26 protein-coding genes are annotated in these 25,282 nt (G+C 61.3%); 14 read left to right on the top strand and 12 right to left on the bottom strand.

Annotation, left to right across the window (positions count from 1 at the left end; genetic code table 11):
* Window positions 1-130 precede the first annotated feature (130 nt).
* Window positions 131-937, top strand: a complete 807-nt coding sequence (locus ACROHD_RS02525) for an META domain-containing protein (RefSeq protein WP_432675744.1) — start codon at window positions 131-133, stop codon at window positions 935-937.
* Window positions 938-940: 3 nt separating this feature from the next.
* Here ACROHD_RS02525 and ACROHD_RS02520 read toward each other — a convergent pair whose 3' ends face one another.
* Together ACROHD_RS02520 and argH are read right to left on the bottom strand one after the other, a co-directional pair.
* A complete protein-coding gene (locus ACROHD_RS02520) occupies window positions 941-1,090 on the bottom strand; it encodes an argininosuccinate lyase (RefSeq protein ID WP_432675743.1) in 150 nt (49 codons plus the stop codon).
* Window positions 1,087-2,478, bottom strand: coding sequence for an argininosuccinate lyase (gene argH / locus ACROHD_RS02515; RefSeq protein WP_432675742.1), 1,392 nt, complete (start codon window positions 2,476-2,478; stop codon window positions 1,087-1,089). The genes ACROHD_RS02520 and argH overlap by 4 nt, the downstream gene beginning before the upstream one ends.
* A 28-nt stretch (window positions 2,479-2,506) precedes the next feature.
* On the opposite strand from argH, the gene ACROHD_RS02510 reads away from it, so the two are divergent.
* Window positions 2,507-3,067, top strand: a complete 561-nt coding sequence (locus ACROHD_RS02510; protein WP_432675741.1) for a TlpA family protein disulfide reductase — start codon at window positions 2,507-2,509, stop codon at window positions 3,065-3,067.
* 84 nt (window positions 3,068-3,151) lie between these two features.
* Here ACROHD_RS02510 and ACROHD_RS02505 read toward each other — a convergent pair whose 3' ends face one another.
* The gene (locus ACROHD_RS02505; protein WP_432675740.1) at window positions 3,152-3,772 is read right to left on the bottom strand and encodes a DNA-3-methyladenine glycosylase I; all 621 of its coding nucleotides are present in this window, start codon (window positions 3,770-3,772) and stop codon (window positions 3,152-3,154) included.
* 93 nt (window positions 3,773-3,865) lie between these two features.
* Here ACROHD_RS02505 and ACROHD_RS02500 point away from each other — a divergent pair, with 93 nt between their 5' ends.
* The 4 genes from ACROHD_RS02500 to ACROHD_RS02485 all read left to right on the top strand — a co-directional run bounded on the left by ACROHD_RS02500 (window position 3,866) and on the right by ACROHD_RS02485 (window position 8,156).
* Window positions 3,866-4,708, top strand: a complete 843-nt coding sequence (locus ACROHD_RS02500; RefSeq protein WP_432675739.1) for an EAL domain-containing protein — start codon at window positions 3,866-3,868, stop codon at window positions 4,706-4,708.
* A gap of 168 nt (window positions 4,709-4,876) precedes the next feature.
* A complete protein-coding gene (locus ACROHD_RS02495) occupies window positions 4,877-6,052 on the top strand; it encodes an acetyl-CoA C-acetyltransferase (RefSeq protein ID WP_432675737.1) in 1,176 nt (391 codons plus the stop codon).
* 163 nt (window positions 6,053-6,215) lie between these two features.
* A complete protein-coding gene (phbB, locus tag ACROHD_RS02490; protein WP_420396046.1) occupies window positions 6,216-6,941 on the top strand; it encodes an acetoacetyl-CoA reductase in 726 nt (241 codons plus the stop codon).
* Between the two features lie 270 nt (window positions 6,942-7,211).
* A complete protein-coding gene (locus tag ACROHD_RS02485; protein WP_432675736.1) occupies window positions 7,212-8,156 on the top strand; it encodes a transcriptional regulator GcvA in 945 nt (314 codons plus the stop codon).
* Window positions 8,157-8,181: 25 nt separating this feature from the next.
* On the opposite strand, the gene ACROHD_RS02480 is transcribed toward ACROHD_RS02485, so the two are convergent.
* The 3 genes from ACROHD_RS02480 to ACROHD_RS02470 all read right to left on the bottom strand — a co-directional run bounded on the left by ACROHD_RS02480 (window position 8,182) and on the right by ACROHD_RS02470 (window position 9,431).
* Window positions 8,182-8,346, bottom strand: a complete 165-nt coding sequence (locus ACROHD_RS02480) for a YdcH family protein (protein ID WP_432675735.1) — start codon at window positions 8,344-8,346, stop codon at window positions 8,182-8,184.
* A gap of 113 nt (window positions 8,347-8,459) precedes the next feature.
* A complete protein-coding gene (locus tag ACROHD_RS02475; RefSeq protein ID WP_432675734.1) occupies window positions 8,460-9,212 on the bottom strand; it encodes a tRNA1(Val) (adenine(37)-N6)-methyltransferase in 753 nt (250 codons plus the stop codon).
* Window positions 9,213-9,431 (bottom strand): putative signal transducing protein, encoded by a 219-nt coding sequence (locus ACROHD_RS02470; RefSeq protein ID WP_432675733.1) that lies wholly within the window; start codon window positions 9,429-9,431, stop codon window positions 9,213-9,215. It abuts the gene before it with no gap.
* 54 nt (window positions 9,432-9,485) lie between these two features.
* On the opposite strand from ACROHD_RS02470, the gene ACROHD_RS02465 reads away from it, so the two are divergent.
* Window positions 9,486-10,487 (top strand): polyprenyl synthetase family protein, encoded by a 1,002-nt coding sequence (locus tag ACROHD_RS02465; protein WP_432675732.1) that lies wholly within the window; start codon window positions 9,486-9,488, stop codon window positions 10,485-10,487.
* A 7-nt stretch (window positions 10,488-10,494) separates the two neighbouring features.
* Here ACROHD_RS02465 and ACROHD_RS02460 read toward each other — a convergent pair whose 3' ends face one another.
* Window positions 10,495-11,325, bottom strand: a complete 831-nt coding sequence (locus ACROHD_RS02460) for a 4-(cytidine 5'-diphospho)-2-C-methyl-D-erythritol kinase (RefSeq protein WP_432675731.1) — start codon at window positions 11,323-11,325, stop codon at window positions 10,495-10,497.
* Window positions 11,322-13,016, bottom strand: coding sequence for a tetratricopeptide repeat protein (locus ACROHD_RS02455; protein WP_432675730.1), 1,695 nt, complete (start codon window positions 13,014-13,016; stop codon window positions 11,322-11,324). The genes ACROHD_RS02460 and ACROHD_RS02455 overlap by 4 nt, the downstream gene beginning before the upstream one ends.
* 255 nt (window positions 13,017-13,271) lie before the next feature.
* Between ACROHD_RS02455 and ACROHD_RS02450 the strand changes: the two genes are divergently transcribed.
* Window positions 13,272-13,814 (top strand): hypothetical protein, encoded by a 543-nt coding sequence (locus tag ACROHD_RS02450; RefSeq protein WP_432675729.1) that lies wholly within the window; start codon window positions 13,272-13,274, stop codon window positions 13,812-13,814.
* Here the strand turns inward: ACROHD_RS02450 and ACROHD_RS02445 are convergent.
* Both ACROHD_RS02445 and ACROHD_RS02440 read right to left on the bottom strand, forming a co-directional pair.
* On the bottom strand, window positions 13,790-14,812 hold the full coding sequence (locus ACROHD_RS02445) for a helix-turn-helix domain-containing protein (RefSeq protein ID WP_432675728.1): 1,023 nt from the start codon (window positions 14,810-14,812) through the stop codon (window positions 13,790-13,792). The two genes, ACROHD_RS02450 and ACROHD_RS02445, sit on opposite strands and share 25 nt — an antisense overlap.
* Before the next feature lie 55 nt (window positions 14,813-14,867).
* Window positions 14,868-16,517 (bottom strand): electron transfer flavoprotein-ubiquinone oxidoreductase, encoded by a 1,650-nt coding sequence (locus ACROHD_RS02440; RefSeq protein WP_432675727.1) that lies wholly within the window; start codon window positions 16,515-16,517, stop codon window positions 14,868-14,870.
* Between the two features lie 179 nt (window positions 16,518-16,696).
* On the opposite strand from ACROHD_RS02440, the gene ACROHD_RS02435 reads away from it, so the two are divergent.
* Window positions 16,697-17,002 carry a DUF2834 domain-containing protein gene (locus ACROHD_RS02435; RefSeq protein WP_432675726.1) on the top strand — a complete coding sequence of 102 codons (306 nt, stop codon included), beginning with the start codon at window positions 16,697-16,699 and terminating at the stop codon, window positions 17,000-17,002.
* 133 nt (window positions 17,003-17,135) lie between these two features.
* Here the strand turns inward: ACROHD_RS02435 and ACROHD_RS02430 are convergent, their stop codons facing one another.
* Window positions 17,136-18,113 carry a quinone oxidoreductase family protein gene (locus ACROHD_RS02430; RefSeq protein WP_432675725.1) on the bottom strand — a complete coding sequence of 326 codons (978 nt, stop codon included), beginning with the start codon at window positions 18,111-18,113 and terminating at the stop codon, window positions 17,136-17,138.
* A gap of 134 nt (window positions 18,114-18,247) precedes the next feature.
* Here ACROHD_RS02430 and lysA point away from each other — a divergent pair, with 134 nt between their 5' ends.
* Window positions 18,248-19,513 (top strand): diaminopimelate decarboxylase, encoded by a 1,266-nt coding sequence (gene lysA, locus ACROHD_RS02425; RefSeq protein ID WP_432675724.1) that lies wholly within the window; start codon window positions 18,248-18,250, stop codon window positions 19,511-19,513.
* 43 nt (window positions 19,514-19,556) lie between these two features.
* Window positions 19,557-22,088 (top strand): DUF4175 domain-containing protein, encoded by a 2,532-nt coding sequence (locus tag ACROHD_RS02420; protein ID WP_432675723.1) that lies wholly within the window; start codon window positions 19,557-19,559, stop codon window positions 22,086-22,088.
* A 6-nt stretch (window positions 22,089-22,094) separates the two neighbouring features.
* On the opposite strand, the gene ACROHD_RS02415 is transcribed toward ACROHD_RS02420, so the two are convergent.
* Window positions 22,095-22,838, bottom strand: a complete 744-nt coding sequence (locus tag ACROHD_RS02415; protein ID WP_432675722.1) for a zinc-ribbon domain-containing protein — start codon at window positions 22,836-22,838, stop codon at window positions 22,095-22,097.
* 148 nt (window positions 22,839-22,986) lie between these two features.
* Here ACROHD_RS02415 and ACROHD_RS02410 point away from each other — a divergent pair, with 148 nt between their 5' ends.
* The 3 genes from ACROHD_RS02410 to ACROHD_RS02400 are packed head-to-tail and all read left to right on the top strand — an operon-like array spanning window position 22,987 to window position 25,282.
* Entirely contained in the window at window positions 22,987-23,664 is a 678-nt protein-coding gene (locus ACROHD_RS02410) for a cell division ATP-binding protein FtsE (RefSeq protein WP_432675720.1), read from the top strand.
* The gene (locus ACROHD_RS02405; RefSeq protein WP_432675719.1) at window positions 23,661-24,563 is read left to right on the top strand and encodes a cell division protein FtsX; all 903 of its coding nucleotides are present in this window, start codon (window positions 23,661-23,663) and stop codon (window positions 24,561-24,563) included. The genes ACROHD_RS02410 and ACROHD_RS02405 overlap by 4 nt, the downstream gene beginning before the upstream one ends.
* Window positions 24,560-25,282: a lysophospholipid acyltransferase family protein gene (locus ACROHD_RS02400; protein ID WP_432675718.1), complete on the top strand. Its 723-nt coding sequence runs from the start codon at window positions 24,560-24,562 to the stop codon at window positions 25,280-25,282. The genes ACROHD_RS02405 and ACROHD_RS02400 overlap by 4 nt, the downstream gene beginning before the upstream one ends.

Below are 25,282 nucleotides of genomic sequence, written 5' to 3'. Positions count from 1 at the left end.
AATTCCACGTGGGCAGGGCCCATTTTCATGACAGAGAAGCACCGGTGGCACCCATTCGTTGCGCGTCGGATTGAACCGGTCAGGACGGTACAACGACAAATGGAAGCGGGGGCGCTGAAAGGAAATTACCATGAGACGTTTTCTGTTGCCCGCCCTCGCCGTGATGGGAACCCTGTTCGCCGCTGTCGCAAGCTCGGCCCAGACCTATACCCTGCATCCACGAATGACCATGGTGCCGGTTGTCGAGGGCCCAAGCGGCTATCTGGCGGCGCTGAATAATGGTTCGGGTCCGCTGGTGCTGGAGGTGGTTGAGTTCGGCAACGGGCTGGCGGCCCTCCGGCATACCGCAAGCGGGGCCTATCTGCGTGCAGGGTACACGGAATGGAACTATCTCGACCTGCATTCCGGCGGCGTTGATCAGCGCGCCTTGTTCGAGATCACCGAGACCGGGCAGGATGTGCTGCTACGGTCCGCCTTCAACGGCCTCTATGTTGGGTTCAATGCGCAGAGCGGTCGGCTACGTGCAGCGTTCGATCAGGCCGACGCCCACAGCGTCTGGCGGCTGCAGGCCACGGCGCCGCGCGACGACCACGTTGGAAACTGGGACCTACATGCCGCGCGCAATGCGCAGGGCCAGTGGCTGTCCCCTAAAGCCGGTGCACCGGTCCGGATCGAGTTGAACCTGACCGGGCATGGCGAGCTTGTCTTTTCGGATGGATGTGCCCTGCGGATGCTGCGCTACACGGTGTCGGGCAGCGGCCTGTCCGTGCAGGGTCTGACCGGACGTGACCATGCCTGTTCAGGAAACGGTGCCGATCTGGGTAACGCGGCCTTTGACGCGATCTATGACGTCCGCAGCTATCACATCGATGCGGTCGGCCAGCTTAACCTGTTTAATGCCAGAGGCCAGCCGATTGCCGTCTTCGGGCGTCGATGACCCTTAGTTGCTGCCGCCAGTGACGCCGATCTCCACGGTCCCGCTAATGGACACACCCGGCGCCGGGCGCGGTTCCGGGTGTGTGGGGCGGCCATCGACACCACAGGCGGCCAATAGGGCCGCGATCATCAGCACGGGGATCAGACGGGTCATGCGAGGGCTTCCTTCCAGCGGGCAATCTGCGCGCGCACCTGTGTGGGCGCCGTTCCACCATAGGACATTCTGGACGCAACGGAATTGTGCACCCCCAGAACTTGATAGACATCGACGGTGATCTGCCCATTGACGGACTGCATCTCCTCGAGGCTCAGGTCCGGCAGATCGCACCCTTTGTCCTCGGCCATCTTCACAAGTGCGCCCGTCACGTGGTGAGCATCGCGGAACGGCATGTCGAGCACGCGGACAAGCCAGTCGGCAAGGTCGGTCGCGGTCGAGAAGCCCGATCCGGCAGCAGCTTCCAGATTGGCCACATTGGCGGTCATGTCGCGCACCATGCCCTCCATCGCCGCAAGGGCCAGCGCCAGGTTGTCGGCGGCGTCAAAGACCTGTTCCTTGTCTTCCTGCATATCTTTCGAATAGGCCAGCGGCAGGCCCTTCATCACGGTCAGCAGCGCCACATTGGCCCCGAGGATGCGCCCGATCTTGGCACGGATCAGTTCCGCTGCATCTGGGTTTTTCTTCTGCGGCATGATCGAGGAGCCGGTGGAGAACCGGTCAGAGAGGGTCACAAACCGGAACTGGGCCGAAGACCAGATCACCAGCTCTTCCGCGAAGCGGGAAAGATGCACGGCGCAGATCGTGGCGGAGGACAGGAATTCCAGAGCGAAATCACGGTCGGATACGGCGTCGAGACTGTTCGCTGCGGGCCGATCAAAGCCAAGCGCCGTCGCCGTTGCGTGCCGGTCAATGGGGAAGGACGTGCCCGCCAGCGCCGCAGCGCCAAGGGGGCATTCGTTCATCCGCTTGCGGGCATCTTCAAAACGAGAGCGATCGCGCGCGAACATCTCTACATAGGCCATCATGTGGTGGCCCCAGGTGACGGGCTGCGCCGTTTGCAGATGGGTAAAGCCGGGCATGACCCAATCTGCCCCGGCCTCGGCCTGACCGATCAGGGCCTGCATCAGTGCGGTCAAGCCGGCGATGGCAGCATCCATCTGCTCGCGCACCCAAAGTTTGAAATCAGTTGCCACCTGGTCATTCCGGCTGCGCGCGGTGTGCAACCGGCCAGCGGGTTCACCCACGATCTCTTTCAGCCGCGATTCCACGTTCATGTGGATGTCTTCCAGCGCGGTGGAAAACTGGAATGTTCCGCCCTCGATCTCTGACAAGACCGTGAGCAGCCCTTCCCGGATGGCGTTTGCATCACTATCAGTGAGGATACCCTGAGCCGCCAACATGGCCGCATGAGCGCGAGACCCATCGATGTCCTGTTTTGCCAATCGCTTGTCGAACCCGATCGAGGCGTTGATCGCCTCCATGATCGCGTCCGGTCCAGCGGCAAAGCGGCCGCCCCACATTGCGTTCGAGCTTTTGTTCGACATGGATCCGTATAACCCCGGAGGAAAGTGAATGTTCCGTCTTTTCCGACTTGCCCCGCTCTACATGGCCTTGTGCCTGGGTGCAAATGCCGTTGCTGCCGACGGGGTGGAAGACCTGCTGGCAGGCGATATGCGCGCCATGGTCCTGCATGACGAACCACAGGATGTGCCGGAGGTCAGCTTCACGGATGTAGAAGGAACCGAATTTACGCTGGCCGCGTTCGAAGGCCGCTTCGTGCTGCTGAACTTCTGGGCCACGTGGTGTGCGCCCTGTCGCGAGGAGATGCCGTCGCTGAATGCGCTTCAGCAGCAATTGGGGGGGGAGGATTTCGTGGTCGTGACCGTCGCCTCTGGCCGCAACCCGATCCCGGCGATTAACCGCTTCTTTGAAGAAGAAGGCGTGACAGACCTGCCCGTCTATCTCGACCCGCGCCAGACCATGTCGCGCCAGATGGGCGTGCTCGGACTGCCGATCACCGTGTTGCTGAACCCCGAGGGACAGGAAATCGGGCGCCTTCGGGGCGATGCGCATTGGGCGAGTGAAGAAGCCGTGGCGCTGCTCACTGCCCTCATGTCTGGCGAAAACGGCTAAGCCCGCGCGGGGAAGGGCTTTCCAAAGCCCTTGTAAGCGCCTTTGAAGGCGCTTGGCATGGCGCTTCGAAGCGCCATTGTCGCGCTAGAGGTCGCTGTTGTGCGCCAGGTCCGCAACGCGCGCGTGGCAAGGGCAGCTGACGATATGGTCATTCACCATCCCGACCGCCTGCATGAAGGCATACACGATGGTCGGGCCGCAGAACTTGAACCCGGCTTTCTTCAGATCCTTCGACAATCGCTCCGAGGTTGGCGTTGAGGCCGGGACCTGGTTCATTGCCGTCCAGCGGTTCTGAATGGGCGAACCACCAACATAGCTCCACAGGAAATCCGAGAACCCCTGCTCCGCCTCAATCCGCTGCCAGGCCCGGGCGTTGCCGATGGTCGCCTCGATCTTGCCGCGGTGGCGGATAATCCCAGTGTTCTGAAGCAAACCCTGAACCTCAGGCTCGCCCCATGTTGCGATCACGTTCGGGTCGAATCCGGCGAAAGCCTCGCGAAAATTCTCGCGTTTTCGCAGGATGGTGATCCAGGCCAGCCCGGCCTGAAACCCGTCTAGAATCAGTTTCTCGAACAGTGCCCGGCTGTCCCATTCCGGAACGCCCCATTCCTCGTCATGGTAGGCGATATATTGCGGGTCCGTTCCCGGCCAGGTGCAGCGGCCATCAGCCATCTTCTTGTCCTCCCTGCGAAAATCGCGGTCCATCAGCTTTTCCCCAAATTAGAACAAAATGCGAAAATTCACCATGGCTTAACTGTTGCGGCTGCAAGGTGGCGCTGTCTGTTGAAGGAGGCTGCCATGCGGGGCCGCAAACGTCGAAAGCTGGTTGATGCCGGGCAGGAAAGCCCATTGGACTTTGCGGTGCAGAACCGTGATCGAAACACCATAACCATGGTGCGCGAGGCATTGGACAGAGGCGATGCGGTGCTGGCCTATCAGCCGGTCGTGCAATCCGCCAATCCGCAGAATGTGGCGTTCTATGAGGGGCTCATTCGCATCCTGGACGAAACCGGGCGGGTCATCCCTGCCAAGGATTTCATGGGCGCTGTTGAAACTCAGGAACTGGGGCGGGAGATTGATTGCGCCGCCTTGCGTGCCGGGCTCAGGGCATTGCGTCAGACCCCGGCTTTGCGACTGTCCATCAATATGTCTGCGCGGTCCATCGGTTATCCGAAGTGGAAACAGATTCTCACTCGGGGCCTGTCATCGGACCCAAAGATCGCTGAACGATTGATTCTTGAGATCACGGAAAGCTCTGCCATGCAGATGCCAGAGTTGGTGACTACCTTCATGTCTGACCTTCAGGACAAAGGCATCGCTTTTGCGCTGGACGACTTCGGCGCGGGCTACACCGCCTTTCGCTATCTGCGCGAATTCTATTTCGACATCGTCAAGATCGACGGGCAGTTTGTGCGCAATGTGCACAGCGACCCAAACAATCAGGTTCTGATGGAGGCGCTTATTTCCATTGCCACCCATTTTGACATGTTCACCGTTGCGGAAACGGTCGAAAACGGGGCGGAAGCCGGATGGTTGGCGCAATCGGGTATCGACTGTCTCCAGGGCTATTTCTTCGGCGCGCCGAGTCTGACCCCACCCTGGTTGTCAGAGAAGACCGGCAAGGAAGTCGCGGGCACCTGACCCTGCGTCCTGTCAATCCAAGGTTGAACTGCACCGCAGCATGAGACACCGTGTCAGTTGTGGCGTATACAAAGGGACACTATGACCCTGCGTAACCGCAACCTTTCCGTCGCGCCGATGCGGGCCCGCCCGTTCGGATGACTCGAAGAACTCGAAAAGGGACCTGACATGACCAATGTTGTCATCGCCTCTGCCGCTCGTACTGCTGTCGGCAGCTTCCTCGGATCTTACGCCAACACCCCTGCCCATGACCTTGGCGTCGTTGTTCTCAACGCTTTGGTTGAGCGTGCGGGCGTGGACAAGTCCGAGATTTCTGAAACGATCCTCGGTCAGGTCCTGACCGCCGGTCAGGGTCAGAATCCCGCCCGTCAGGCCCATATCAATGCGGGCTTCCCACAGGAAGCGGCCGCTTGGGGTATCAACCAGGTTTGCGGTTCCGGCCTGCGCGCCGTGGCTTTGGCTGCGCAACATATCATGCTTGGCGATGCATCCATTGTGGCTGCTGGCGGCCAGGAAAACATGTCTCTTTCGCCCCATTGCGCTGCACTGCGGCAGGGCCAGAAGATGGGCGACATGAAATATATCGACACCATGATCCGCGACGGTCTGTGGGACGCCTTCAATGGCTATCACATGGGCCAGACCGCGGAAAACGTGGCGGAGCAGTGGCAGATCAGCCGCGACATGCAGGACGAGTTTGCCGTCGCCTCGCAAAACAAAGCCGAAGCCGCCCAGAAAGCTGGCAAGTTCGCGGATGAGATTACCCCCGTGACCATCAAGACCCGCAAGGGCGATATCACCGTGGACAGCGACGAATACATCCGCCACGGCGCCACCATGGAGGCAATGCAGAAGCTGCGCCCGGCTTTCACCAAGGACGGCTCGGTTACTGCGGCAAACGCGTCTGGCCTGAATGATGGGGCAGCCGGTGCCCTGCTGATGTCGGCAGACGAAGCCGAGAAACGCGGCATCGAACCCCTGGCGCGCATTGCCTCCTACGCAACCGCCGGGCTCGACCCGCGGATCATGGGCGTAGGGCCGATCTACGCGTCCCGCAAGGCGCTGGATAAGGCGGGCTGGAAGGTTGAGGATCTCGACCTCGTGGAAGCCAACGAAGCCTTCGCGGCGCAAGCCTGTGCCGTCAACAAGGACATGGGCTGGGATCCGGCCATCGTTAATGTGAACGGCGGCGCCATTGCCATTGGCCACCCGATCGGCGCCTCTGGTGCGCGCGTTCTGAACACCCTGCTGTTCGAAATGCAGCGTCGCAATGCCAAGAAGGGTCTCGCAACCCTTTGCATCGGCGGCGGCATGGGCGTGGCGCTCTGCGTCGAGCGTCCGTAAGCGCCCCGGATCAGCGACAATCCATAAGAGGGCGCCCAAGGAGGCGCCCCTTTTTTTCAGGGATCTTCGCAGCTGCGGCAAAACAATTGCGAAACAATATTGCGCATCCCGCAGCAAATGAATAACAGAGTTACCAACCGAACACACCAGATTGGAGAAGACCATGGCAAAAGTTGCACTCGTCACCGGCGGTACCCGCGGTATCGGAGAAGCTATTTCCAAGGCGCTCAAGGCCGAAGGCTACGAGGTCGCCGCCACCTATGCCGGCAACGATGAGAAGGCCGCCGCCTTCACCGCCGAAACCGGAATCAAGACCTATAAATGGGACGTCGCCGATTACGACTCGTCCGCCGCAGGCATCGCGCAGGTCGAGGCTGATCTTGGCCCGGTGGATGTGGTCGTCGCCAATGCGGGCATCACCTGGGACGGTTTCTTTCACAAGATGACGCCCGAGCAGTGGAACAAGGTTGTCGCCACCAACCTGACCGGTGTGTTCAACACCGTTCGTCCGGTTTGGCCCGGCATGCGTGACCGGGGCTTTGGCCGTGTCATCGTGATTTCGTCGATCAATGGCCAAAAGGGCCAGGCCGGTCAGGTCAACTACGCCGCGACCAAAGCGGGCGATCTTGGTATCGTGAAGTCGCTGGCTCAGGAAGGCGCCGCCAAGGGCATCACCGCGAATGCGATCTGCCCCGGCTATATCGGCACCGAAATGGTTCGCGCGATCCCGGAAAAGGTGCTGAATGAACGCATCATCCCGCAAATTCCGGCTGGCCGCCTCGGTGAGCCCGAGGAAATCGCGCGTTGCGTGGTGTTCCTGGCATCCGACGACGCGGGCTTCATCAACGGCTCGACCATTTCGGCCAACGGCGCGCAGTTCTTCGTCTAAGCACTGCACCCCTGGAAAACAGGCCCTTGCCCTTCGGGGCGGGGGCTTTTTTCGTTCTGACGGCCAAACAGGGCAGAAAGAATGTTGCGGAGCGCAGCGCCCCTTGCGTCATGGGCAGCTTCGAATGCGTTGCGAATATCGGGTTGGGTGGTTGCTTCAAACATCTTGAGGTTCCTTTCAAAGAATCTGATCTGATAGAAAAATGCCCCCTCAAAAGTATTTGCACAAACGAGACTTTACGGAGCTTCAGATAAGATTTATTTAACTGTTATGATCGACCGTCTTCCCCCGCTCACCGCCTTGCGCGCCTTTGATGCCGCAGCCCGCCACTTAAGTTTTGCCAAGGCGGCGGAAGAGTTAAACGTGACCCCCGCCGCGCTGAGCTTCCAGATCAAATCGCTTGAAGATCATTTGGGCACTGCACTGTTTCACCGGCTGAACCGTTCAGTGAACCTGACCGAGGCGGGGAAGACGCTGGCGCCCGGCGCAGAGGAGGGTTTTGCAACGCTTCGGGCCGCTTGGCGGGCGACACGGCGGCTCGCGGACAGCTCGGCGCTCACCATCACGGCGGGGCCCGCGATTACCGCCAAGTGGCTTGCGCCACGCATGTTCAAGTTCGCTGCCGCCCATCCGGAAATCGAACTGCGCTTCTCTGCCTCGCTTAAGCTTATGGACTTCGACAGGGACGAGGTTGATGTCGCAATCCGCTTTGGCAAGGGCAGTGACGAGGGGCTGTTCTCAAGAACGGTTCTGCGGGACTGGGTGACGCCGATGATGTCCCCGAAGCTGGCTGAACGGATTCGGAAACCTGCCGATCTGGCAAGTGCCACCTTGCTGCACATGGATGACGTGACAGATATATCGGCCGAGGCAAACTGGCCGGTCTGGTTCAAGGCTGCCGGATTGGGGCCGCCACCTAGGGGCGGGCTTCGGTTCAGCCACCCAGATCACGCGATAGACGCGGCGGCAACCGGCGCAGGTGTCGTGCTGGGGCGAATTTGCCTTTCAGAACGAGACCTGAGAGAGGGACGGCTGATAGCGCCGTTCCCCATTGCGCTGACCACCGGCTCTCATTTCCGGTTCGTTTGTCCAAAGGGCTCCGAAGAAAAACCCCAAATCAAGGCGTTCCTTGCCTGGGTTCTCGAACAGGCGAAGGATATGGACGTTCTGAACGAAGGTCGAATTCTTGTCAGTGCGGCGGACGTAACCGCTTGAGTGATCTCATCCGCCGGTCGCTGCTTCAGCCGTCGAGCCGAGAGATCTCTTCCTTGATGCGAAGCTTTTGCTTTTTCAGTGCCTGGATGTCGATATCACTGGTGCCGGGGCTTCGTTGGTATTCTTCGACTTTGCGCGAGAGGGTTTCGTGTTTCTTCCTGAGTTCCTGAAGATGAGCGCCAACCGACATTCAATGTTCTCCTCTCTGATGTGTAACACTAGCATGACAAGCCAAGCACAGGTCGCGAGTCGTGTCACGCAAAGCTTACTTGAAATTGTCGGAAATCCGCGATGATCCGCCGATCAGATCCAAGGGAGCGGGGCCGCCTCGCGCAGGATCGCGCGGGCCACAGGGCTGAAATCATCCCCATCGGCGCGGTGGTCCGGGCCAGTATGCAGGATCAACGGCGGCAACAGAGTAAAGGGCGCGCGACCGCCTTTACGGGCTTTCAGCAGCACCCGGCCCGCGTTGCGCCCCTCGCGTGCAGCAAGCGGACGTAAGGTGACAGAGCCAAGACGCGTAGCAATCGCGGCCATCAGATCGGGCACCCTGTCCGCTGACTGGATGATCGTCAGCCAGCCCTTAGGGGCCAGCCTGCGGGCGGCGATGTCGACCCACATCTCAAGAGGGGTGTTCTCGCGCAGCGCAGCTTCCCGTCCGGCATTGCGGGCCGAGGTGCCACCGCCCGCCGGATAATAGGGTGGGTTGGCGATGACGTGGTCGAACCTGTCCTGCTTAAGATCGGCGGGAAGGTCTGCCAGATCAGCAGTTACAATGCGTGCATCGGGGCCAAGGTTGCGGCGGGCCAGATCCGCATAGGCTGCCTGCCGCTCGATCCCGGTCAGCCGCAGGTCGGGAACGCGGGCGGACAGGCAAAGCGATGCAACACCCGCCCCGCATCCCAATTCAAGCACGCTATGCCCGGCGCTGGCTTCAACCGCTGCTGCCAGTAATACGGGATCGGTTGCGGCGCGATAACCGTGGCGCGGTTGCCAGGCGTGGACGCGACCGCCCAGAAAGGCGTCGCGGGTCAGTTCCGCCTCGGCGAACCCCATTCAGTCGCGTCCGGTCGAGATGCCATTGTCGCGGATAACGCGTTCGGCCGCAGCGTGGTCATCGTCGCGTACCATCATCCGGCGCGGCAATACGCCGATAGACCCTTCCAGCACGCTCATATGGACGTCCATAACGAACACCTCTATATCCTCGCCCGATAGAAGTGCCGAGGCGAAGGCGATAACGGTCGGATCGGTGCTGCGCAGAAGTTCTTTCATGGTAGGGCAGATAAGCCCACGACGCCCAAATGTCGAGAGAAGGAAGACCGCCGGATGACCCTCGCAGAAGCTGCCACAAAGCCGCATGACCGTTTGCGCGATTATCTGGCCGAGGATATGGCGGCGGTGAATACGCTGATCCGAACGCGGATGGCCTCTGACCATGCCCCCCGCATTCCCGAAGTGACCCAGCATCTGGTTGAGGCAGGCGGCAAGCGCATCCGGCCTCTTATGACGCTCGCGGCGGCACGTCTATGTGGCTATGGCGGCACCGATCACCAGAAACTGGCGGCAACGGTGGAGTTCATCCACACAGCGACCCTGCTGCATGACGACGTGGTCGACGAAAGTGAACAGCGGCGCGGGCGGCCCACTGCGAACCTGCTGTGGGACAACAAATCCTCGGTTCTGGTGGGGGACTATCTGTTCTCGCGCTCCTTCCAGCTGATGGTGGAATGCGGGTCTCTGAGGGTGCTGGATATTCTGGCAAACGCATCCGCCACGATTGCAGAGGGCGAAGTGCTGCAAATGACCGCCGCACAGAACCTGGCGACGGATGAGGACACCTATCGCCTTGTCATTCGAGGTAAAACGGCGGCGCTGTTCGAGGCCGCGACCGAAGTGGGTGGTGTTGTAGCAGGAGCATCTGACGCACATGTGTCAGCACTGGCGCGCTATGGCGATGCGCTTGGCATGAGCTTTCAGATCGTCGACGACCTGCTTGATTTCGGCGGCACCTCGGGCGCGCTTGGCAAGAACATCGGTGACGATTTCCGCGAACGGAAATTGACCCTGCCGATGATCAAGGCGATTGCCAAGGCAAGCGACGAAGAACGCGCCTTTTGGAAGCGGACCATCGAAAAAGGCCGTCAGGAAGAGAGCGACCTGGATACTGCCCTGGCGTTGCTGCGCAAGCATGGCACGCTCGAAGAGACACGGATCGAAGCGCTGAGATACCGTGATCAGGCGAAGGCAGCGATCGAAGAAATGCCCGCGCATCCCCTGCGCGACATGCTGGCTGATCTGGCCGATTTCGTCGTGGAACGGGTCAACTGAAGCGGGGTCAGCCCGTCTGAATTTCCGTGTCCTGAACCCACCAGCCGGGCTGCGTATCGGCGATCCTTCGTGCTGCGTCTGCTGCCTGAGCGGCGGATTGGTACAAGCCGAAACAGGTGGCGCCCGATCCGCTCATTCTGGACAAGGCTGCCCCACTGTCCTGCAATGCAGCCAGCGTCTGCCCGATTTCCGGTGCGAGCGTCAGGGCCGGAGGCTCCAGATCGTTTCGCTGTTCCGAAAGCCAACGGATGAAGTCATCAAACCCGGTCCAGTGCGGGGCGGTCATGGCTGGGTTACGCTTGCTGGCCAACCCGTTGAACACCGCCCCCGTGGGCACCGCAACGCGCGGATTTACCAGAACGGCCCAAAGCGGGGGCAATGGGGGAAGGGGCGACAGGACCTCTCCTATGCCTTGCATCCGCTGCGGGCTCGATGACAGGCAGACCGGCACATCCGCCCCCAATGTCAGCACCGAAGGCATGTCCGGCAGGGCGCATCCCAAAAGCCGCGCCAACCCGCGCAAAGCGGCCGCCGCATCCGCCGATCCACCACCAAGCCCGGCCGCGTGTGGAAGGTGCTTGTCCAGCGTTATCGCTGCGGTGAGATCGGGGGACAAAAGCGCGGCAGCGCGCAGAATTAGGTTGTCCGGCCCGGTCGGCACGCCATCGGCCATTGGCCCGGTAACCGCCAATGACAGCTTTGGTGCCGGGGCAATGGACAGACCGTCACCAAGCACTGCAAAGACCACGAGCGAGTCCAGCAGGTGATACCCGTCTGCCCGCTGGCCTGTGACATGCAGCGCGAGGTTGAGTTTCGCAGGTGCGCTTACGCGGATCACTGGCTGGTCTCGGCCTCTCTTGCCAAAACGGCGTCTAGCCCAAGTTCCAGCTTCATCCGGATGCGCTCGGCTTCTTCCGGTTCCGGGTCGAAGGACAAGGCGCGGCTCCATTGGAATTCCGCCTCGCGGAAGCGGCCCACCATCCAATAGACATCGCCAAGGTGATCATTGACGATGGAATCGTTCGGCAGCAGCTCTACGGCGCGTTCCATGGGGGCCACAGCCTCTTCAAATCGGCCAAGCCGGTAGAGAACCCAACCGAGCGAGTCGACGATATAGCCACTTTCAGGCTGCCCTGCGACGGCCCGCTGGATCATGTCGAGCGCTTCATCCAGATTGCGGTTCTGCTCAACCAGCGAATAGCCAAGGTAGTTCAGAACATTCGGTTGCTCTGGCGACAGCTCCAATGCAGCGCGGAAATCGGCCTCTGCTTCTTCCCACATGTCGGATCGTTCATAGCTTATGGCGCGGGCGTAGAGCAGGAACCAGTAGCGCCGCTGGTCAAGCTCAACCAGATCGACGGCGTTGCTGTAGGCGTCGATGGCCTCCACGAACCGCTCTTCTCGCCGCAGGGCATCGCCAAGCGCGGTGTGAACCGCTGCCAGATTGTCATAGTCGCGGGCAAGGGCGCTTAGAACCTCGATGGCAGCATCTTCACGACCTTGCTGGAACAGCGCCTCTGACCGGCCCATCTCGGCCTGAACGAAAAGCGGGCTTTCGCGCGGGACCAGCTCATAGGTGTCTTCTGCCATTCCATATTGTTCGGCATCTGACAGGATGTCGGCTGCCAAAAGCACGGAATGAATGTGGCCGGGGTCTACCGCATGGGCAGCACGGGCGTACACCAGCGGCAGGGTCGTGCCAGCATCTGTGCCCAAAGCGCGGGCGAGCGAAAAGAAGACCTCGGCCATGCCTTCTTCTGGCGTGATGATGAAGTCATAGGGCCTTGTCGGATCAGCCTCGATTTCATCGCGCAGGGTGAACAGTGTCTCATCGGCATTTTGGCTAAGCGCCAGGGCCAGCAGATCCAGCGCATCCTCGGTCCGGTCAAGCTGCACGAGGATCTGTGCATGGGCCTGAACGCCACGGCTGCTAACCTGAATGGGACCATAGACTTCGCCTGAAAAGATGGCCTCGGCCCCTTCGAAATCACCGACAGACGCACGTGCCAAGGCATATTGATAAGGCACCAGCCCCGCCAGCGGGCTGTTTGTGTCGATCATGGTTTCAAAGGTGGTGCTTGCGCGGCTCATATCGCCTTCGGCAAGGTACAGCCATCCCTCAAGCAGCGGGTCGATCAATGGACCTGCCCCGGTCTGAGCAATCGCGGCGGCTGTGGCACCCGCCATATCGCCTGCGCGGATGCGTGCAACTTGCTCGATCAGATTGGCAAAGTCCCGGTCGAGCGAGCTTTCGGGGATCTGGACTGCATAGACCGCCGCCTGGTCCCAATCGCCGATTGCTGCAAGTGCCAGCATAGCATCGGCCAGGATCGCCTGATTATCGGGATCTGCGCGTAAGACGCGCTGAAACTGAATGGCAGCTTCCCGATGGTCACCGGACATCGCCGCGCTGCGGGCTGCCAAATATGCCCCTGCAAGCCCTGGCTCCAACGCGAAGGTATTCTGGGCCATCACGGGGGCAGACAGGCCAAGGCTAAGGATCAGCGCCAGGCGTGGAAAGGTTTGCATCGAAATCTCCTGCTCAATCCAGGTCAGAGAGTAGGTGCGCGATCTTCCAGACGCAATGCGGGGCGAGGAAAGACACAGTCGTTTTCCGCCTCGTTGAAGAAGAAGTGATCCTGCCCCGACCCGCATCACGTATCAAATCGCGATTTAGCACGTAGCGAAACATGATCTCGGGCGCAAAGCCGGAGACCTTGGGGGCACCTGGGGGTCAGGCCGCCCGCCGTGGTGCGGCACCAGACCCAAGAGAGGGGCCCCAAAATGAGATACGATCCAAAATCTATACTGACGGCGTTTGCAATCCTGGTGGGGCTTGCGGTGCCACATCCGGTTGTCGCGCAAGAATTCACGGACCGTCCGGTCATTGGACTGGTCGAGATTGAACAGGTCCACACCGGCACATTGCTGCAACTGCGCGGCATGGCAGGGCGGGGGCAAGCCACCTTGCGACTGTCAGAGCGTGACAGGTGCATCACTATCCCGCTGCGCTTCGTCGCAGGGGATTTCGGCGGGCGCGCACCGACGCGCCATCCGACCGGTCTGGTGCGGCTGGCTCTGCTGGAGCCGGCGCTGGTGCGTGCGATGGTCAACGGCCAGGACATCGTCAGCGACATGTTTGCAGTCGGCACAGAGTCCACCAGCAACTCCGACATTCGGATCTTGTCCGGGATCGAAGAAAGCTTCGGTTTCGTGCTGAACCCCGGCCTGAACATATGGGCTGAGATCTTTGGTCCCAGATCGGTGCCGTCAAGTTGCGAGCCGTTGGATCAGCTGGCAGATCAGCCCCTCGTGGACGCCCTGTAAGCCGTGGGTGTCGCGCCGGTGATCCTGCGGAATTCCGCATTGAAGCTGGATTTGCTGATGAAACCGCAATCCAGCATGACCTCGGTCACCGGCAGATCGCCCGTTTCCAAAAGATGTTGGGCGTGCCGAACCCGAAAACCGTTGATATGACGCGACACGTTTTGCCCCGTCACCCGGTTGACCGCGCCCGACACATCGCGGGCCGGTTGCCCAAGCCGGCGGGCTATCCGCGCAAGGGTCAGGTTGCTGTCACGGTAGAGGCCGCTTTCGGTCAACATGGAATCAAGCCGGGACACCAGCGCCCGATCCTCTTCGGTGGCGGGCGGTGTGTCTGTTTGCTCTGCCACGATGGGTCGGGTGCTGTTCAACACCAGGGGGATTGCAACCAGAAGCGCCAGAAAGATGAACGCTGCCAAGGCCCCTGATGCCCCTGACAGCACCTGTGCCACCCGCGCATCGCCCATGGTCAAAGCCGCTATCGTGATCAATCCGTCAGCCAGGATCACCAGCCCAAGCAACATGACGACCGCAATCAGTGCAGCCCGCACAAGTAACATTGACGGGTCTGGCACATGTGCGAACCGGTCGCTGTCATACCGCAAAAACCGTGTCAGCAGGAACAGGTAGGTGCAGGCGTAGACCAGGATGATAACGTCTGGTGCATAGGGCACCGGCAGCAGCATAAATGCCATCGCCACCAGCATTGCTGCAGCGTGCCGCCTCAGCACGAGCAGGCCTTCATCGTCCTGAACAAGTGCGCGAAAGCCGAGATAGGCGGTTGGTCCAAGCAGAATGGCCACAAAGGGCTGAACCCGCGCCGCGCCGCTCCAGCCAAATTGCAGTCGCAGTCCGATCAACAGCCCGACCATCGCCAGGGCGCTCAGAAATCCGAGAAACCCCGCGCGGGCCTGTTTCGGCAGCGCGCTTGCCTGCACAAGCATTGCGGCCGCGATAAGCGCCAGAATGGATATCAACCAGCTGATCGGAATAGAAAGCATTCCGCGCGCGCCCCGCTAAAAAGAACGGCGGCCCCGAAGGGCCGCTGTCGAGGTATCACATATTGGGGTAGTTCGGACCATCCCCGCCCTGCGGCGTGACCCAGTTGATGTTCTGGCTGGGGTCTTTGATGTCGCAGGTTTTGCAGTGCACGCAGTTCTGGAAGTTGATCACGAAGTCCGGCTTGCCGTCCTTCTCAACCACCTCGTACACGCCCGCCGGGCAATAGCGCTGCGCCGGTTCTGCGAATTTGGGCAGGTTGACCGAGATCGGCACGCTTGCGTCTTTCAAGTGCAGGTGTGCGGGCTGGCTTTCTTCGTGGTTGGTCATCGAGAAGCTGACATTGGTCAGCCGATCAAAGCTGATCTTGCCGTCGGGCTTGGGGTAGTCGATCGGCTTGTGCTTGCTGGCTTCCTCGGTCGCCGCAGCATCTGTCTTGCCGTGCTTGAGTGTGCCGAAGAACGAAAAGCCAAAGAGGTTGTTCGTCCACATATCCAGCCCGCCAAAGGCGAGCGAGGCAGTGAGACCCCATTTCGACCACATCGGTTTGACATTGCGCACGCGCTTAAGATCCTTGCCGATGGCGCCATTGCGCACCTCGGTATCGTAGCTGGTCAGCTCATCCGAGGACCGACCCGCGCTGATCGCCTCGTAGGCTGCTTCTGCGGCAGCCTTACCCGACAGCATGGCGTTGTGGTTGCCCTTGATGCGCGGCACGTTGACCATGCCGACGGAACAGCCAAGAAGCGCACCGCCGGGGAAGACCATCTTCGGCATCGACTGATAGCCACCTTCGGAAATCGCCCGGGCGCCATAGGCGATGCGCTTGCCGCCTTCCAGCAGCTCGGCCACCATCGGGTGATGCTTGAAGCGCTGGAATTCCATGTAGGGGAACAGGTGCGGGTTCTTGTAGTTCAGGTGCACCACGAAGCCCACATAGACCTGGTTGTTTTCGAGGTGGTAGATGAACGAGCCACCGCCCGCGTTCGAACCCAGTGGCCAGCCCATGGTGTGGGTGACTGTGCCCTCGCGATGCTTTGCGGGGTCGATTTCCCAGATCTCTTTCATGCCCAGGCCGAATTTCTGCGGCTCGTGCCCGTGCGAGAGGTCGTATTTTTCGATAACTTCCTTTGCCAGCGAGCCGCGCACGCCTTCAGACAGGAACACGTACTTACCGTGCAGCTCCATCCCCGGCTCGGTGTTCTCACCAATGCTGCAATCGGGCTCCAGCCCGAAGACGCCGGCAACAACGCCCTTCACCTCGCCATTGTCGCCATAAACCAGCTCGGAACAGGCCATCCCCGGGAAAATCTCGACGCCCATTTCCTCGGCTTGCCCGGCCATCCAGCGGCAGACATTGCCCATGGAGACGATGTAATTGCCGTGGTTGTTCATCAAGGGCGGCATCGGGAAGTTCGGAACCCGCAGCTGACCCGCCGGACCGAGGACATAGAAGTTGTCTTCCTTGACGGGCGTGTTCAGCGGCGCGCCTTTTTCCTTCCAGTCGGGGATCAGCGCATCGAGCCCACAGGGGTCCAGAACTGCCCCGGACAGAATATGCGCCCCAACCTCGGATCCCTTTTCAAGCACAACCACGCTCAGGTCGGCATCAAGCTGCTTCAGACGAATCGCAGCAGACAGACCGGCAGGCCCCGCCCCTACGATCACGACGTCATATTCCATCGACTCGCGTTCGATCTCGGACATTCCTGAATTCCCTCTGGTTCGGCGCCCCCCAAGAGCGCCAAGAATTTCGGTTCGAGACGGGGTAACGCGGCCTGCCTGCCGCGTCAATTGCGACGCAACATCACTTTGCCTTTTGGCGACGCAGACTAACTATGTTTCGTCGCCCATTGGTCGCCGCCCACCAAACGAAGGAAGACGCTATGACCCCCACACGCCTAATGTTCCTCGCACTTGCGATTCTCGGGACCGTGCTGCCGATGCGCTATTTCCTGGCATGGTTTCGCGAGAACGGCTTTTCCATCATGGGCATGGTAGATGTCTGGCACGCGAATTCCGCCACCTCAGGGTTGGTTTGGGATCTGACCATTGCCGCACTGGCACTGACGATCTGGGTGCTGATTGAAACGGTGCGCGACCGAAACTGGTGGGGTCTTGCCGCAATCCCGGCCACGTTCTGCATCGGGGTCAGTTGCGGCTTACCGCTCTACCTGGCGTTGCGTCGTTAGCCCCGGATCAAGGTTGCAGCGCGCTGCCGGCTTCGTCTTGGAAAAACTCCAGCCACCCCGATCGGATTGCGCGTCCGGCCAGTCACGCGCGGGCCGGGAAAAGGCGCTTCGAAGCGCCTTCCCCGCGCGGTATTCAAAGCGTCAGGATTGTTGATCCGGTGGTCTTGCGCGCCTCCAGAGTGCGGTGCGCTTCGCCCACTTCTTCCAGTGGAAACCGTTGAGCAATGCGGATCTTCACATCGCCGGCAACCACCTTTTCAAACAGGTCACGGGCCATTTCCTGGCAGGTGGCGCCATCCGCGATATGCGTAAACAGGGTCGGCCGTGTGATCTTGAGCGATCCCTTTTGACCGAGAATGCCCACGGAAAACGGCGGCACCGGACCAGACGCATTGCCGAACGAGATCATCATCCCGAGCGGCCTGAGGCTGTCGAGCGAGCCCTCGAACGTGTCGGCCCCTACGGCGTCCATAACCACATCGACGCCCGCGCCACCGGTCAGTTCCTTCACCCGGGTGACCCAATCCTCGGTGCGGTAATTGATGCACTCCGATGCGCCATGATCCAGCGCCAGCTGACACTTCTCATCGGTTCCGGCGGTGCCGATCAGGCGAATGCCTTCGGACCGCGCCCATTGGCAGGCGATCAGCCCCACACCCCCGGCAGCGGCGTGAAACAGAACCGTGTCGCCCGGCAGGATCGGAGTGGTGCGGCGGAAGAGGTACTGGACGGTCAGCCCCTTCAGCATCATCGCCGCGCCCTCTTCAAACGAAATCGCGTCAGGCAGGGGGCAGACCTGCGCGGCGGGCATCACACGCGCCTCGGTATAGGCGCCGGGGGGCTGCGCGGCATAGGCGGCCCGGTCGCCCGCTTTCAGATGCGTCACGCCGTCGCCCACGGCTTCGATCACCCCTGCCGCTTCCATGCCAAGCGCATGGGGAAGTTGCATCGGGTAAAGCCCGGTGCGCTGATAGACGTCGATGAAGTTCAGTCCCACGGCCTTGTGCCGGATCAGCACTTGCCCCGGTCCCGGCTGCCCGAGATCCAGATCGACCAGCTTAAACTTCTCTGGACCGCCATGCTCCTCGATCACCATTGCCTTCACGGTCATCGCACTTCCCTCCTGCGGATGAGACATCGTTGCGACAAGAGCTAGGCGCGACGTCAGAACAAGTCGAGTATCTCTTTGAATTTTCCTCGTCAGGTGCTACCTGCGCCCCGCGTTTCCCCGAAAGGTCGACCCAGATGGATCACTTCCTGTATCGCGATGGCATCCTACATGCCGAAGATGTGCCCTTGCCAGAGATCGCGGCGGCCGTCGGTACACCCTTCTATGTCTATTCAACGGCCACGCTGACCCGGCACTACCAGCTGTTCAAGGACGCGCTGGATGGCGTGCCGAACATGGTCTGCTACGCGATGAAGGCCAATTCCAACCAGGCGGTGCTGAAGGTTCTGGCCGGGCTTGGGGCGGGGATGGACGTTGTGTCGGGCGGTGAATACGCACGGGCCAAAGCGGCCGGTGTGCCGGGTGAGCGCATCGTCTTTTCCGGTGTTGGCAAAACGCGAGACGAAATGCGCCTGGCGTTGGAGGGCGGTATTCGCCAGTTCAACATCGAGAGCGAGCCGGAAATGGCGGTTCTGTCGGAAGTCGCCTCTTCTATGGGCGCAACGGCCCCGGTGACCATCCGTGTGAACCCCGATGTCGACGCGCGGACCCATGAAAAAATTGCGACCGGCAAATCTGAGAACAAGTTCGGCATTCCCATTGCCCGTGCCCGGGAAGTCTATGCGCTGGCCGCTAGCTTGCCTGGGTTGGAGGTGATCGGGATCGACGTTCATATCGGCAGCCAATTGGTGGAACTGGAACCGTTCGAACAAGCCTATCAAAAAGTGGCGGAACTGACGCGCGTGCTGCGCGCAGATGGCCACGATATCCGGCGGTTGGATCTTGGTGGCGGTCTGGGCATTCCCTACACCCGTTCCAACGAAGCGCCGCCCTTGCCCCTGGACTACGGCGCGCTGATCAAGCGTTCTGTTGCGGGGCTGGACGTGGAGGTCGAGATTGAACCGGGCCGCCTGATCGCGGGAAATGCCGGGCTTCTGGTGTCTTCGGTGATCTACCTCAAGGAGGGCGAGGGCCGGAACTTCCTGATTCTCGATGCGGCGATGAATGACCTGATCCGACCGTCGATGTATTCGGCCTATCACGATATCGACCCGGTCATGGAACCCGCACCGGGAACCGCGCGCGAGCCCTTCGATATTGTCGGCCCGGTCTGCGAAAGCGGCGATACCTTCGCCAAAGGGCGCGAGATGACACCGCTTGACGCGGGCGATCTGGTGGCCTTCCGGTCGGCAGGCGCCTATGGCGCGGTCATGTCGTCGGAATACAACACAAGGCCGTTGATCCCCGAGGTTCTGGTGAAGGACGATCAATTCGCTGTCATCCGGGCGCGTCCGACGTTTGACGAGATGATAAATCGCGATATCGTTCCAGAGTGGCTCTAGGCTGCTCTGGCCCCGCTTCGGGGCGTAACACGCGAAAGGTCGCATGACCGAAAAGACCCCTATCACGCAGGCGACGCTGGATCGCTTGGCCTGGCCGCTTCGGCTGACCCGCCTTGGTATCGGGGCAGAACGGTTTGTTCGGGCGTTCTGGCCAGTATGGACGATTCTGCTGACCGTCGTGGCTGCGCTTGCCTTTGGCTTGGCTGATGCGGTGCCGCCTGTCTGGCTGATCGGCGGCTTGTCGCTTGCTGCTGTGGCGCTGATCTGGACCGTGTTGCGTGGGCTTCGGCAGTTCCACCTGCCGTCCCGAGCCGAGGCGATGGACCGTCTGGATCAAACCATGCCGGGGCGACCTCTGACGGCCCTGGTGGATCACGCAGCGATTGGGGCGGGCGATGTGCAGTCGATGGCCGTCTGGCAGGCGCATCAGCGTCGCATGGCGGACCGCGCGGCCCGCGCCCGCGCACCGGAACCGAACCTGTACCTGCATGACCGCGACCCTTACGGTTTGCGCTTTATGGCCGCGACCGCCTTTGCGATGGCGCTGCTGTTCGGCACGATCTGGCGGGTTGCCGATGTGGGTGATGCCATGGCTGGCGCGCCGCAATTGCCCGCAACGGGTGGCCCAAGCTGGGAAGGCTGGGTTGAGCCGCCGCTCTATACCGGGCTGCCATCGCTTTACCTCAATGACATCGTGGTGGAGGAATTCGAAGCGCCCGCCGGGTCGCGGATCACGCTGCGGCTGTATGGTGAGGCGGAACAGATCGGGATCGAGCAGAGCTTGCAGGCCGAGATTTCCCCCACAGATCCCGCCAGCCTGTCACGTCAGATCATTGTCGAACAGACTGGCGATTTGTCCATTAGCGGTGCCAACCCGCGCAGCTGGCGAATTGTGATGCTGGCCGACCGCGCGCCTACTGTCAGTTTGGCCGAACCTGTGGAAGGCGTGCCACCTGGCGCGTTTCAGATGACCTATTCGGCGGAGGATGACTATGGCGTGCGTGGGGGGCAGGCGATCCTGACGCTTTGGCCCGAGGCCGCCGACCGCCGCTATGGCCTGACTGTGGATCCAGAGCCGCGAGAGGCGCTTGTGCTGGATCTGCCCTTGCCCTTCCGTGGCGGGCGGCAGGAGTTTTCCGAGGCGCTGATCGAAGACCTCTCGCAGCACCCGTTCGCCAATCTGCCCGTGCGGCTGGAGCTGAATGTCGAGGATGACGCAGGCCAGACCGGGCAAAGCATCGTGGAACTGGACCGGCTGCCCGGACGGCGGTTTTTTGATCCGATTGCCAACGCTCTGATCGAGATGCGACGCGATCTGCTGTGGTCGCGGGAAAATGCGCCGCGGGTGGCACAGCTGCTGCGTGCGATCACACATCGGCCTGAAGAGTTTTTCGAGGATGAAGAGGTTTATCGGCAGGTGAGGTCCGTCATCCAGCGGCTGGAAGCGGGGGTGGATGGGATCTCTGCCGACACTCGTGACGAAGTTGCGCAAATTCTCTGGGACGCAGCGATTGCGCTGGAAGAGGGTGATCTTTCTGACGCGCTGGAGCAGTTGCGCCGGGCCCAGGACCGATTGGCCGAAGCGATGCGGCAAGGGGCCAGTGACGAAGAGATTTCGCAGCTCATGCAAGAACTGCGCGAGGCGATGCAGGACTATATGCAGGAACTCGCTGACAACATGGAGCCGAGCGACGGCACCGACCAGCCGGATCAGTCCGGCGAGGGCATGGAAATGTCCATGAACGATCTGGAAGAGATGATGCGCCGGATCGAGGAATTGATGCAGCAGGGCCGAATGGCCGAAGCGCAAGAGATGCTGGATGCGCTGCGTCAGATGATGGAAAACATGCAGATGACGCAAGGGGGTGACGATCCCAACGGACCGCGCAGCCCCGGCCAGCAGGCGATGGAGGGCTTGCAGGACACGTTGCGTGATCAGCAGGGGTTGGCGGATGAAGCGTTCCGCGATCTGCAGGAGCGGTTCAACCCCAACAGCCCGCGCCCCGAGCCGGGGGAAGAGGGGCAGGACGGCAATCAGCAGGGCGGGCAGCAAGGCGGCGAAAACGACGAGGGCAGCCTGGCCGAACGCCAGCGCCAGTTGCTGGAACAGCTGCGTGAGCAGGCTCAGAACATGCCGGGGCGGGGAACGGAAGAGGGTGAGGAGACGCTTCAGCAGCTGGAGGATGCGGGCCGCGCGATGCGCGATGCGATCGAAGAGCTGGAAAGCGGCGACCTGGCGGAAGCGCTGGACAGCCAGTCGGAGGCGATGGAGGCCCTTCGTGAAGGCATGGAAGCGCTGAGCGAGGCCTTGGCCGGAGATGAAGGCGAAGATCCCGGTCAGGGGCAGGCCGATGGCAATATGCAGGCCAACCGCCCACTGGAAGACCCGCTTGGCCGACAGGCCGGAAATTCGGGTGCATTCGCCTCTGATGAAAGCTTTGAGCAGCGCGAAGAGGCGTTCCGCCGGGCGCGCGAACTGCTTGATGAAATCCGCCGCCGGTCGGCGGAACAGGATCGTCCTGATGTGGAGCTGGATTACCTGCGCCGCCTGCTGGACCGCTTCGCCGCCCAGTAATGCAAGTCAGTTCTCGGCGCTGCTGGCGAGTTGGCTGGCCAGCGATTGCACCAGGTCATCCAGCTGAAGACGCAACTGATCGATCTGTTCCACAAATGGCGTGAGGAACGGTTCAGACTGCGGCAGCGCCGCCACGAGTTCCGACTGGAACGCATAGGCGCCGATTGCGGCACCGGCCACCAGCACCATCAGCATGAATCCAATCCGAAACCCCCTGCGGCGGCGCGGGCGCACATCCATGGAGTCGATATCCGATGTGGCGCGATCGCCGCTGCTGCGGTCGGTCGTGGCGCGAAGGGTGGAGTTGATTTCCTCGATATCCGGGAACATATCACGGGCGCCGCGGCGGTCCGGCCGGCCAGTATCTGCCGCAACCATTTCGCGGATGGCGGCGATGTCCTCATCATCCTCTTCTTCCGGCAAGTTCGCGTCGGTCGTGCGGGTGGTGGGCGGTGGTGCGCTGTCGAGCGCCATTTCCTCCTGCTCTTCCTGCACCGGGGCAGCGGCACGGCGCAATTGTTCTTCGCGTTCGCGTTCTTCCCTCAGGATGTCACGCAAGGCCGGGTCCAGGTCGCGACGGGGCGCAGCCGACGCAGTCTGCGCGCCTTCGGGCTCTTCGACACGGGCGCGATGACCGGGTTGAAACCAGGTGGTCGCGCAGTTGGAACATTGCACATCCCGGCCCTCTGGAGGCACCAGAGAGTCGTCCACCTCATATCGGGCGCTGCAATTGGGGCATGTGAGACGCATTGTGTTCCTCGTTCCGTCGCCCGGCAGGCGGGATGGGCGGACTCTAGCAACGGGCATCCGCCATTCCAAGCCATTGCATGGGGTTACGATTGCATGAAAGCCTCGGGTGAGGCATGACGGTCTCAGCACTGAGGGACGGAGCAGACCTGTGATCGAGTTGCAAGAGGCCGCCTATGGCTATGGGGGTGGGCCGCTTTTGTCGGATATCAGCCTTCGGCTTGCGCCGGGGTCTTTCCATTTTTTGACCGGCCCTTCGGGGGCGGGCAAGACGACGTTCCTCAAGCTTTGCTATGCGGACCTGTTGGCAACCTCTGGTCGTGTCACCCTGTTTGGGCAAGATACCAAAGACATGAGCCGGGACGAAGTGGCCCAGGCCCGTCAGCGCATGGGGGTCGTGCACCAGGATTGCGAATTTCTCGATCACCTGTCGTTGTCGGAAAATATCGCCCTGCCGCTGACCGTTACCGGCCGAGGCGGCGAGGCGCAGGATGCAAACCTGTCCGAGCTTATGGGATGGGTCGGCCTGTCGGCGCGGGCGGATGCGCTGCCGCCGGAATTGTCCGGCGGGGAACGGCAGCGCGCGGCGCTGGCCCGCGCCGTCATTACTGACCCCGACGTGATCCTGGCAGATGAACCCACTGGCAATATCGACTGGGAAATGTCCTTGCGTTTGCTGCAACTGCTGGTGGAGCTGAATCGCATGGGTAAGACGGTTCTTATCGCCACGCATGACCTGGCTCTGATCCGTGCCGCCAAGGCGCAGGTGTCGGCGCGGGTTCTGCGGATCGCAGGCGGTGGTTTGCAACTGGCGGGGGCGGATTTATGAGCGTTCTTTCCGGTCTTCTCGATATCCTGAAGGGCGATGGGCAAGCCGATCGTGTGGTGCCCCGGCGCGGCCACTCGGTGCGGCTTACGTTGTTCACCTCGGGCGCGATGGCGTTTCTGGCGGTGTTCGCTTTGGCATTGTCGCTGGCATCTGGCCGATTGGCCGATCGCTGGTCGGAGGCATTGGCGCGTAGTTCCACCATTCGTATCTCTGCCCCCGCATCACAGATGGAGGCGCAGATCTGGGCGGTGCTGGAAGTGCTGGAACAAACCCCCGGCGTTGCTTCGGCCCGCGCCCTTACGGAAGACGAACAGCGCGACCTGCTGGAACCCTGGTTTGGCCCCGACCTGCCTTTGGAGGACCTGCCGGTCCCGCGCCTGGTTGAAGTGATCGAAACCGCACAGGGCTATGACCCCGACGGATTGCGCCTTCGGTTGGCCGCCGAGGCCCCCGGCGCGGTGCTGGATGACCATACCCGCTGGCGCAGACCGTTGGTGCGCGCTGCGGAACGGTTGCGCTCGCTTGGTTGGATTTCGCTGGCGCTGATCCTTGGATCGGTTGCTGCCATGGTGACATTGGCGGCGCAGTCCGCCCTTGCCGCAAACGTCAAGGTGATCCGGGTGCTGCGGTTGGTGGGGGCACGTGACCATTATATCGCACGGGCCTTCGTGCGTCGGTTTACCCTGAGGGCCCTGTCCGGGGCTGCCGTTGGCACCGCGCTTGGCATGATTGCTATCGCCCTGCTGCCAAGTGCGCAGGAAGAGGGCGGCTTCTTGACCGGGCTCGGCTTTGCCGGGTTGCACTGGCTCTGGCCGCTGACCGTTCCATTCCTATCGGCCGTGACCGCCTTTTGGGCCACCCGCGCCGCCGCCTTCAAAACCCTAAGGAGCCTGCCATGATCCAGTGGATTCGCTCGCTGATTTTCATCGGCCAGATGTACCTGATGATGCTCATCATGGCGATCTTCTTCACCCCTTGGGCCATCGTGCAGCGCAGTGCGGCCTTTACGGCGGTGCACAGCTATTGCCGGTGGGTGCGCTGGACGGCGAGCTGGATGGTCGGGCTTAAATCGGAAATCCGCGGAAAGCCACCGACGGATGAAGTGCTGATCGCTGCCAAGCATCAGAGCTTTTTCGACATCATCCTGATCGTGTCCGCCGTGCCGCGCCCCAAGTTCATCATGAAATCCGTGCTGCGATTTGCACCGATCCTTGGCTGGTATGCCAAGCGTATCGGTTGTGTCCCTGTCGACCGGGGCAAGCGCGCGCAGGCCATTCAGCAAATGATCGAGGGCGTGAAATCGGGGGCGCAGGAACCCGGCCAGCTGATCATCTATCCGCAGGGCACCCGTGTCGCGCCTGGCGCGGACCGGCCCTACAAGATCGGGACTGGCATCCTTTATGACCAGACTGGCCAGCCCTGCGTACCGGCCGCCACAAATGTCGGCGTCTTCTGGCCCCGTCATGGCATCCTGCGCAAGCCAGGCCTCGCGGTGGTTGAGTTCCTGCCTGTGATTGAGCCGGGAATGGACAAGGATGCCTTCATGGCTGAACTAAAAGAGGTCGTGGAAACCAATTCCGACCGCTTGATGGCCGAAGCTGGTTTCCAGGCCCCCTGA

This window comes from Nioella aestuarii (genome assembly GCF_050896395.1).
Lineage (GTDB): Bacteria > Pseudomonadota > Alphaproteobacteria > Rhodobacterales > Rhodobacteraceae > Nioella > Nioella aestuarii.
Note: the sequence above shows the minus strand (reverse complement) of the source record. Positions and strands in the feature narration are given on the sequence as shown.

What these genes read in the sequence shown, in the direction of transcription:
- ACROHD_RS02400 (WP_432675718.1), top strand. Translation starts at nt 24,560, where the DNA reads ATGATCCAGTGGATTCGCTCGCTGATTTTCATCGGCCAGATGTACCTG.
- ACROHD_RS02520 (WP_432675743.1), bottom strand. Translation starts at nt 1,090, where the DNA reads ATGACCCGTCTGATCCCCGTGCTGATGATCGCGGCCCTATTGGCCGCC.
- ACROHD_RS02475 (WP_432675734.1), bottom strand. Translation starts at nt 9,212, where the DNA reads ATGGGGTTCGCCGAGGCGGAACTGACCCGCGACGCCTTTCTGGGCGGT.
- ACROHD_RS02435 (WP_432675726.1), top strand. Translation starts at nt 16,697, where the DNA reads ATGACCCCCACACGCCTAATGTTCCTCGCACTTGCGATTCTCGGGACC.
- ACROHD_RS02445 (WP_432675728.1), bottom strand. Translation starts at nt 14,812, where the DNA reads ATGCTTTCTATTCCGATCAGCTGGTTGATATCCATTCTGGCGCTTATC.
- ACROHD_RS02430 (WP_432675725.1), bottom strand. Translation starts at nt 18,113, where the DNA reads ATGACCGTGAAGGCAATGGTGATCGAGGAGCATGGCGGTCCAGAGAAG.
- ACROHD_RS02500 (WP_432675739.1), top strand. Translation starts at nt 3,866, where the DNA reads ATGCGGGGCCGCAAACGTCGAAAGCTGGTTGATGCCGGGCAGGAAAGC.
- ACROHD_RS02420 (WP_432675723.1), top strand. Translation starts at nt 19,557, where the DNA reads ATGACCGAAAAGACCCCTATCACGCAGGCGACGCTGGATCGCTTGGCC.
- ACROHD_RS02415 (WP_432675722.1), bottom strand. Translation starts at nt 22,838, where the DNA reads ATGCGTCTCACATGCCCCAATTGCAGCGCCCGATATGAGGTGGACGAC.
- ACROHD_RS02450 (WP_432675729.1), top strand. Translation starts at nt 13,272, where the DNA reads ATGAGATACGATCCAAAATCTATACTGACGGCGTTTGCAATCCTGGTG.
- argH (WP_432675742.1), bottom strand. Translation starts at nt 2,478, where the DNA reads ATGTCGAACAAAAGCTCGAACGCAATGTGGGGCGGCCGCTTTGCCGCT.
- ACROHD_RS02470 (WP_432675733.1), bottom strand. Translation starts at nt 9,431, where the DNA reads ATGAAAGAACTTCTGCGCAGCACCGATCCGACCGTTATCGCCTTCGCC.
- ACROHD_RS02405 (WP_432675719.1), top strand. Translation starts at nt 23,661, where the DNA reads ATGAGCGTTCTTTCCGGTCTTCTCGATATCCTGAAGGGCGATGGGCAA.
- ACROHD_RS02440 (WP_432675727.1), bottom strand. Translation starts at nt 16,517, where the DNA reads ATGTCCGAGATCGAACGCGAGTCGATGGAATATGACGTCGTGATCGTA.
- ACROHD_RS02505 (WP_432675740.1), bottom strand. Translation starts at nt 3,772, where the DNA reads ATGGACCGCGATTTTCGCAGGGAGGACAAGAAGATGGCTGATGGCCGC.
- ACROHD_RS02465 (WP_432675732.1), top strand. Translation starts at nt 9,486, where the DNA reads ATGACCCTCGCAGAAGCTGCCACAAAGCCGCATGACCGTTTGCGCGAT.
- phbB (WP_420396046.1), top strand. Translation starts at nt 6,216, where the DNA reads ATGGCAAAAGTTGCACTCGTCACCGGCGGTACCCGCGGTATCGGAGAA.
- ACROHD_RS02510 (WP_432675741.1), top strand. Translation starts at nt 2,507, where the DNA reads ATGTTCCGTCTTTTCCGACTTGCCCCGCTCTACATGGCCTTGTGCCTG.
- ACROHD_RS02455 (WP_432675730.1), bottom strand. Translation starts at nt 13,016, where the DNA reads ATGCAAACCTTTCCACGCCTGGCGCTGATCCTTAGCCTTGGCCTGTCT.
- ACROHD_RS02525 (WP_432675744.1), top strand. Translation starts at nt 131, where the DNA reads ATGAGACGTTTTCTGTTGCCCGCCCTCGCCGTGATGGGAACCCTGTTC.
- ACROHD_RS02495 (WP_432675737.1), top strand. Translation starts at nt 4,877, where the DNA reads ATGACCAATGTTGTCATCGCCTCTGCCGCTCGTACTGCTGTCGGCAGC.
- lysA (WP_432675724.1), top strand. Translation starts at nt 18,248, where the DNA reads ATGGATCACTTCCTGTATCGCGATGGCATCCTACATGCCGAAGATGTG.
- ACROHD_RS02485 (WP_432675736.1), top strand. Translation starts at nt 7,212, where the DNA reads ATGATCGACCGTCTTCCCCCGCTCACCGCCTTGCGCGCCTTTGATGCC.
- ACROHD_RS02480 (WP_432675735.1), bottom strand. Translation starts at nt 8,346, where the DNA reads ATGTCGGTTGGCGCTCATCTTCAGGAACTCAGGAAGAAACACGAAACC.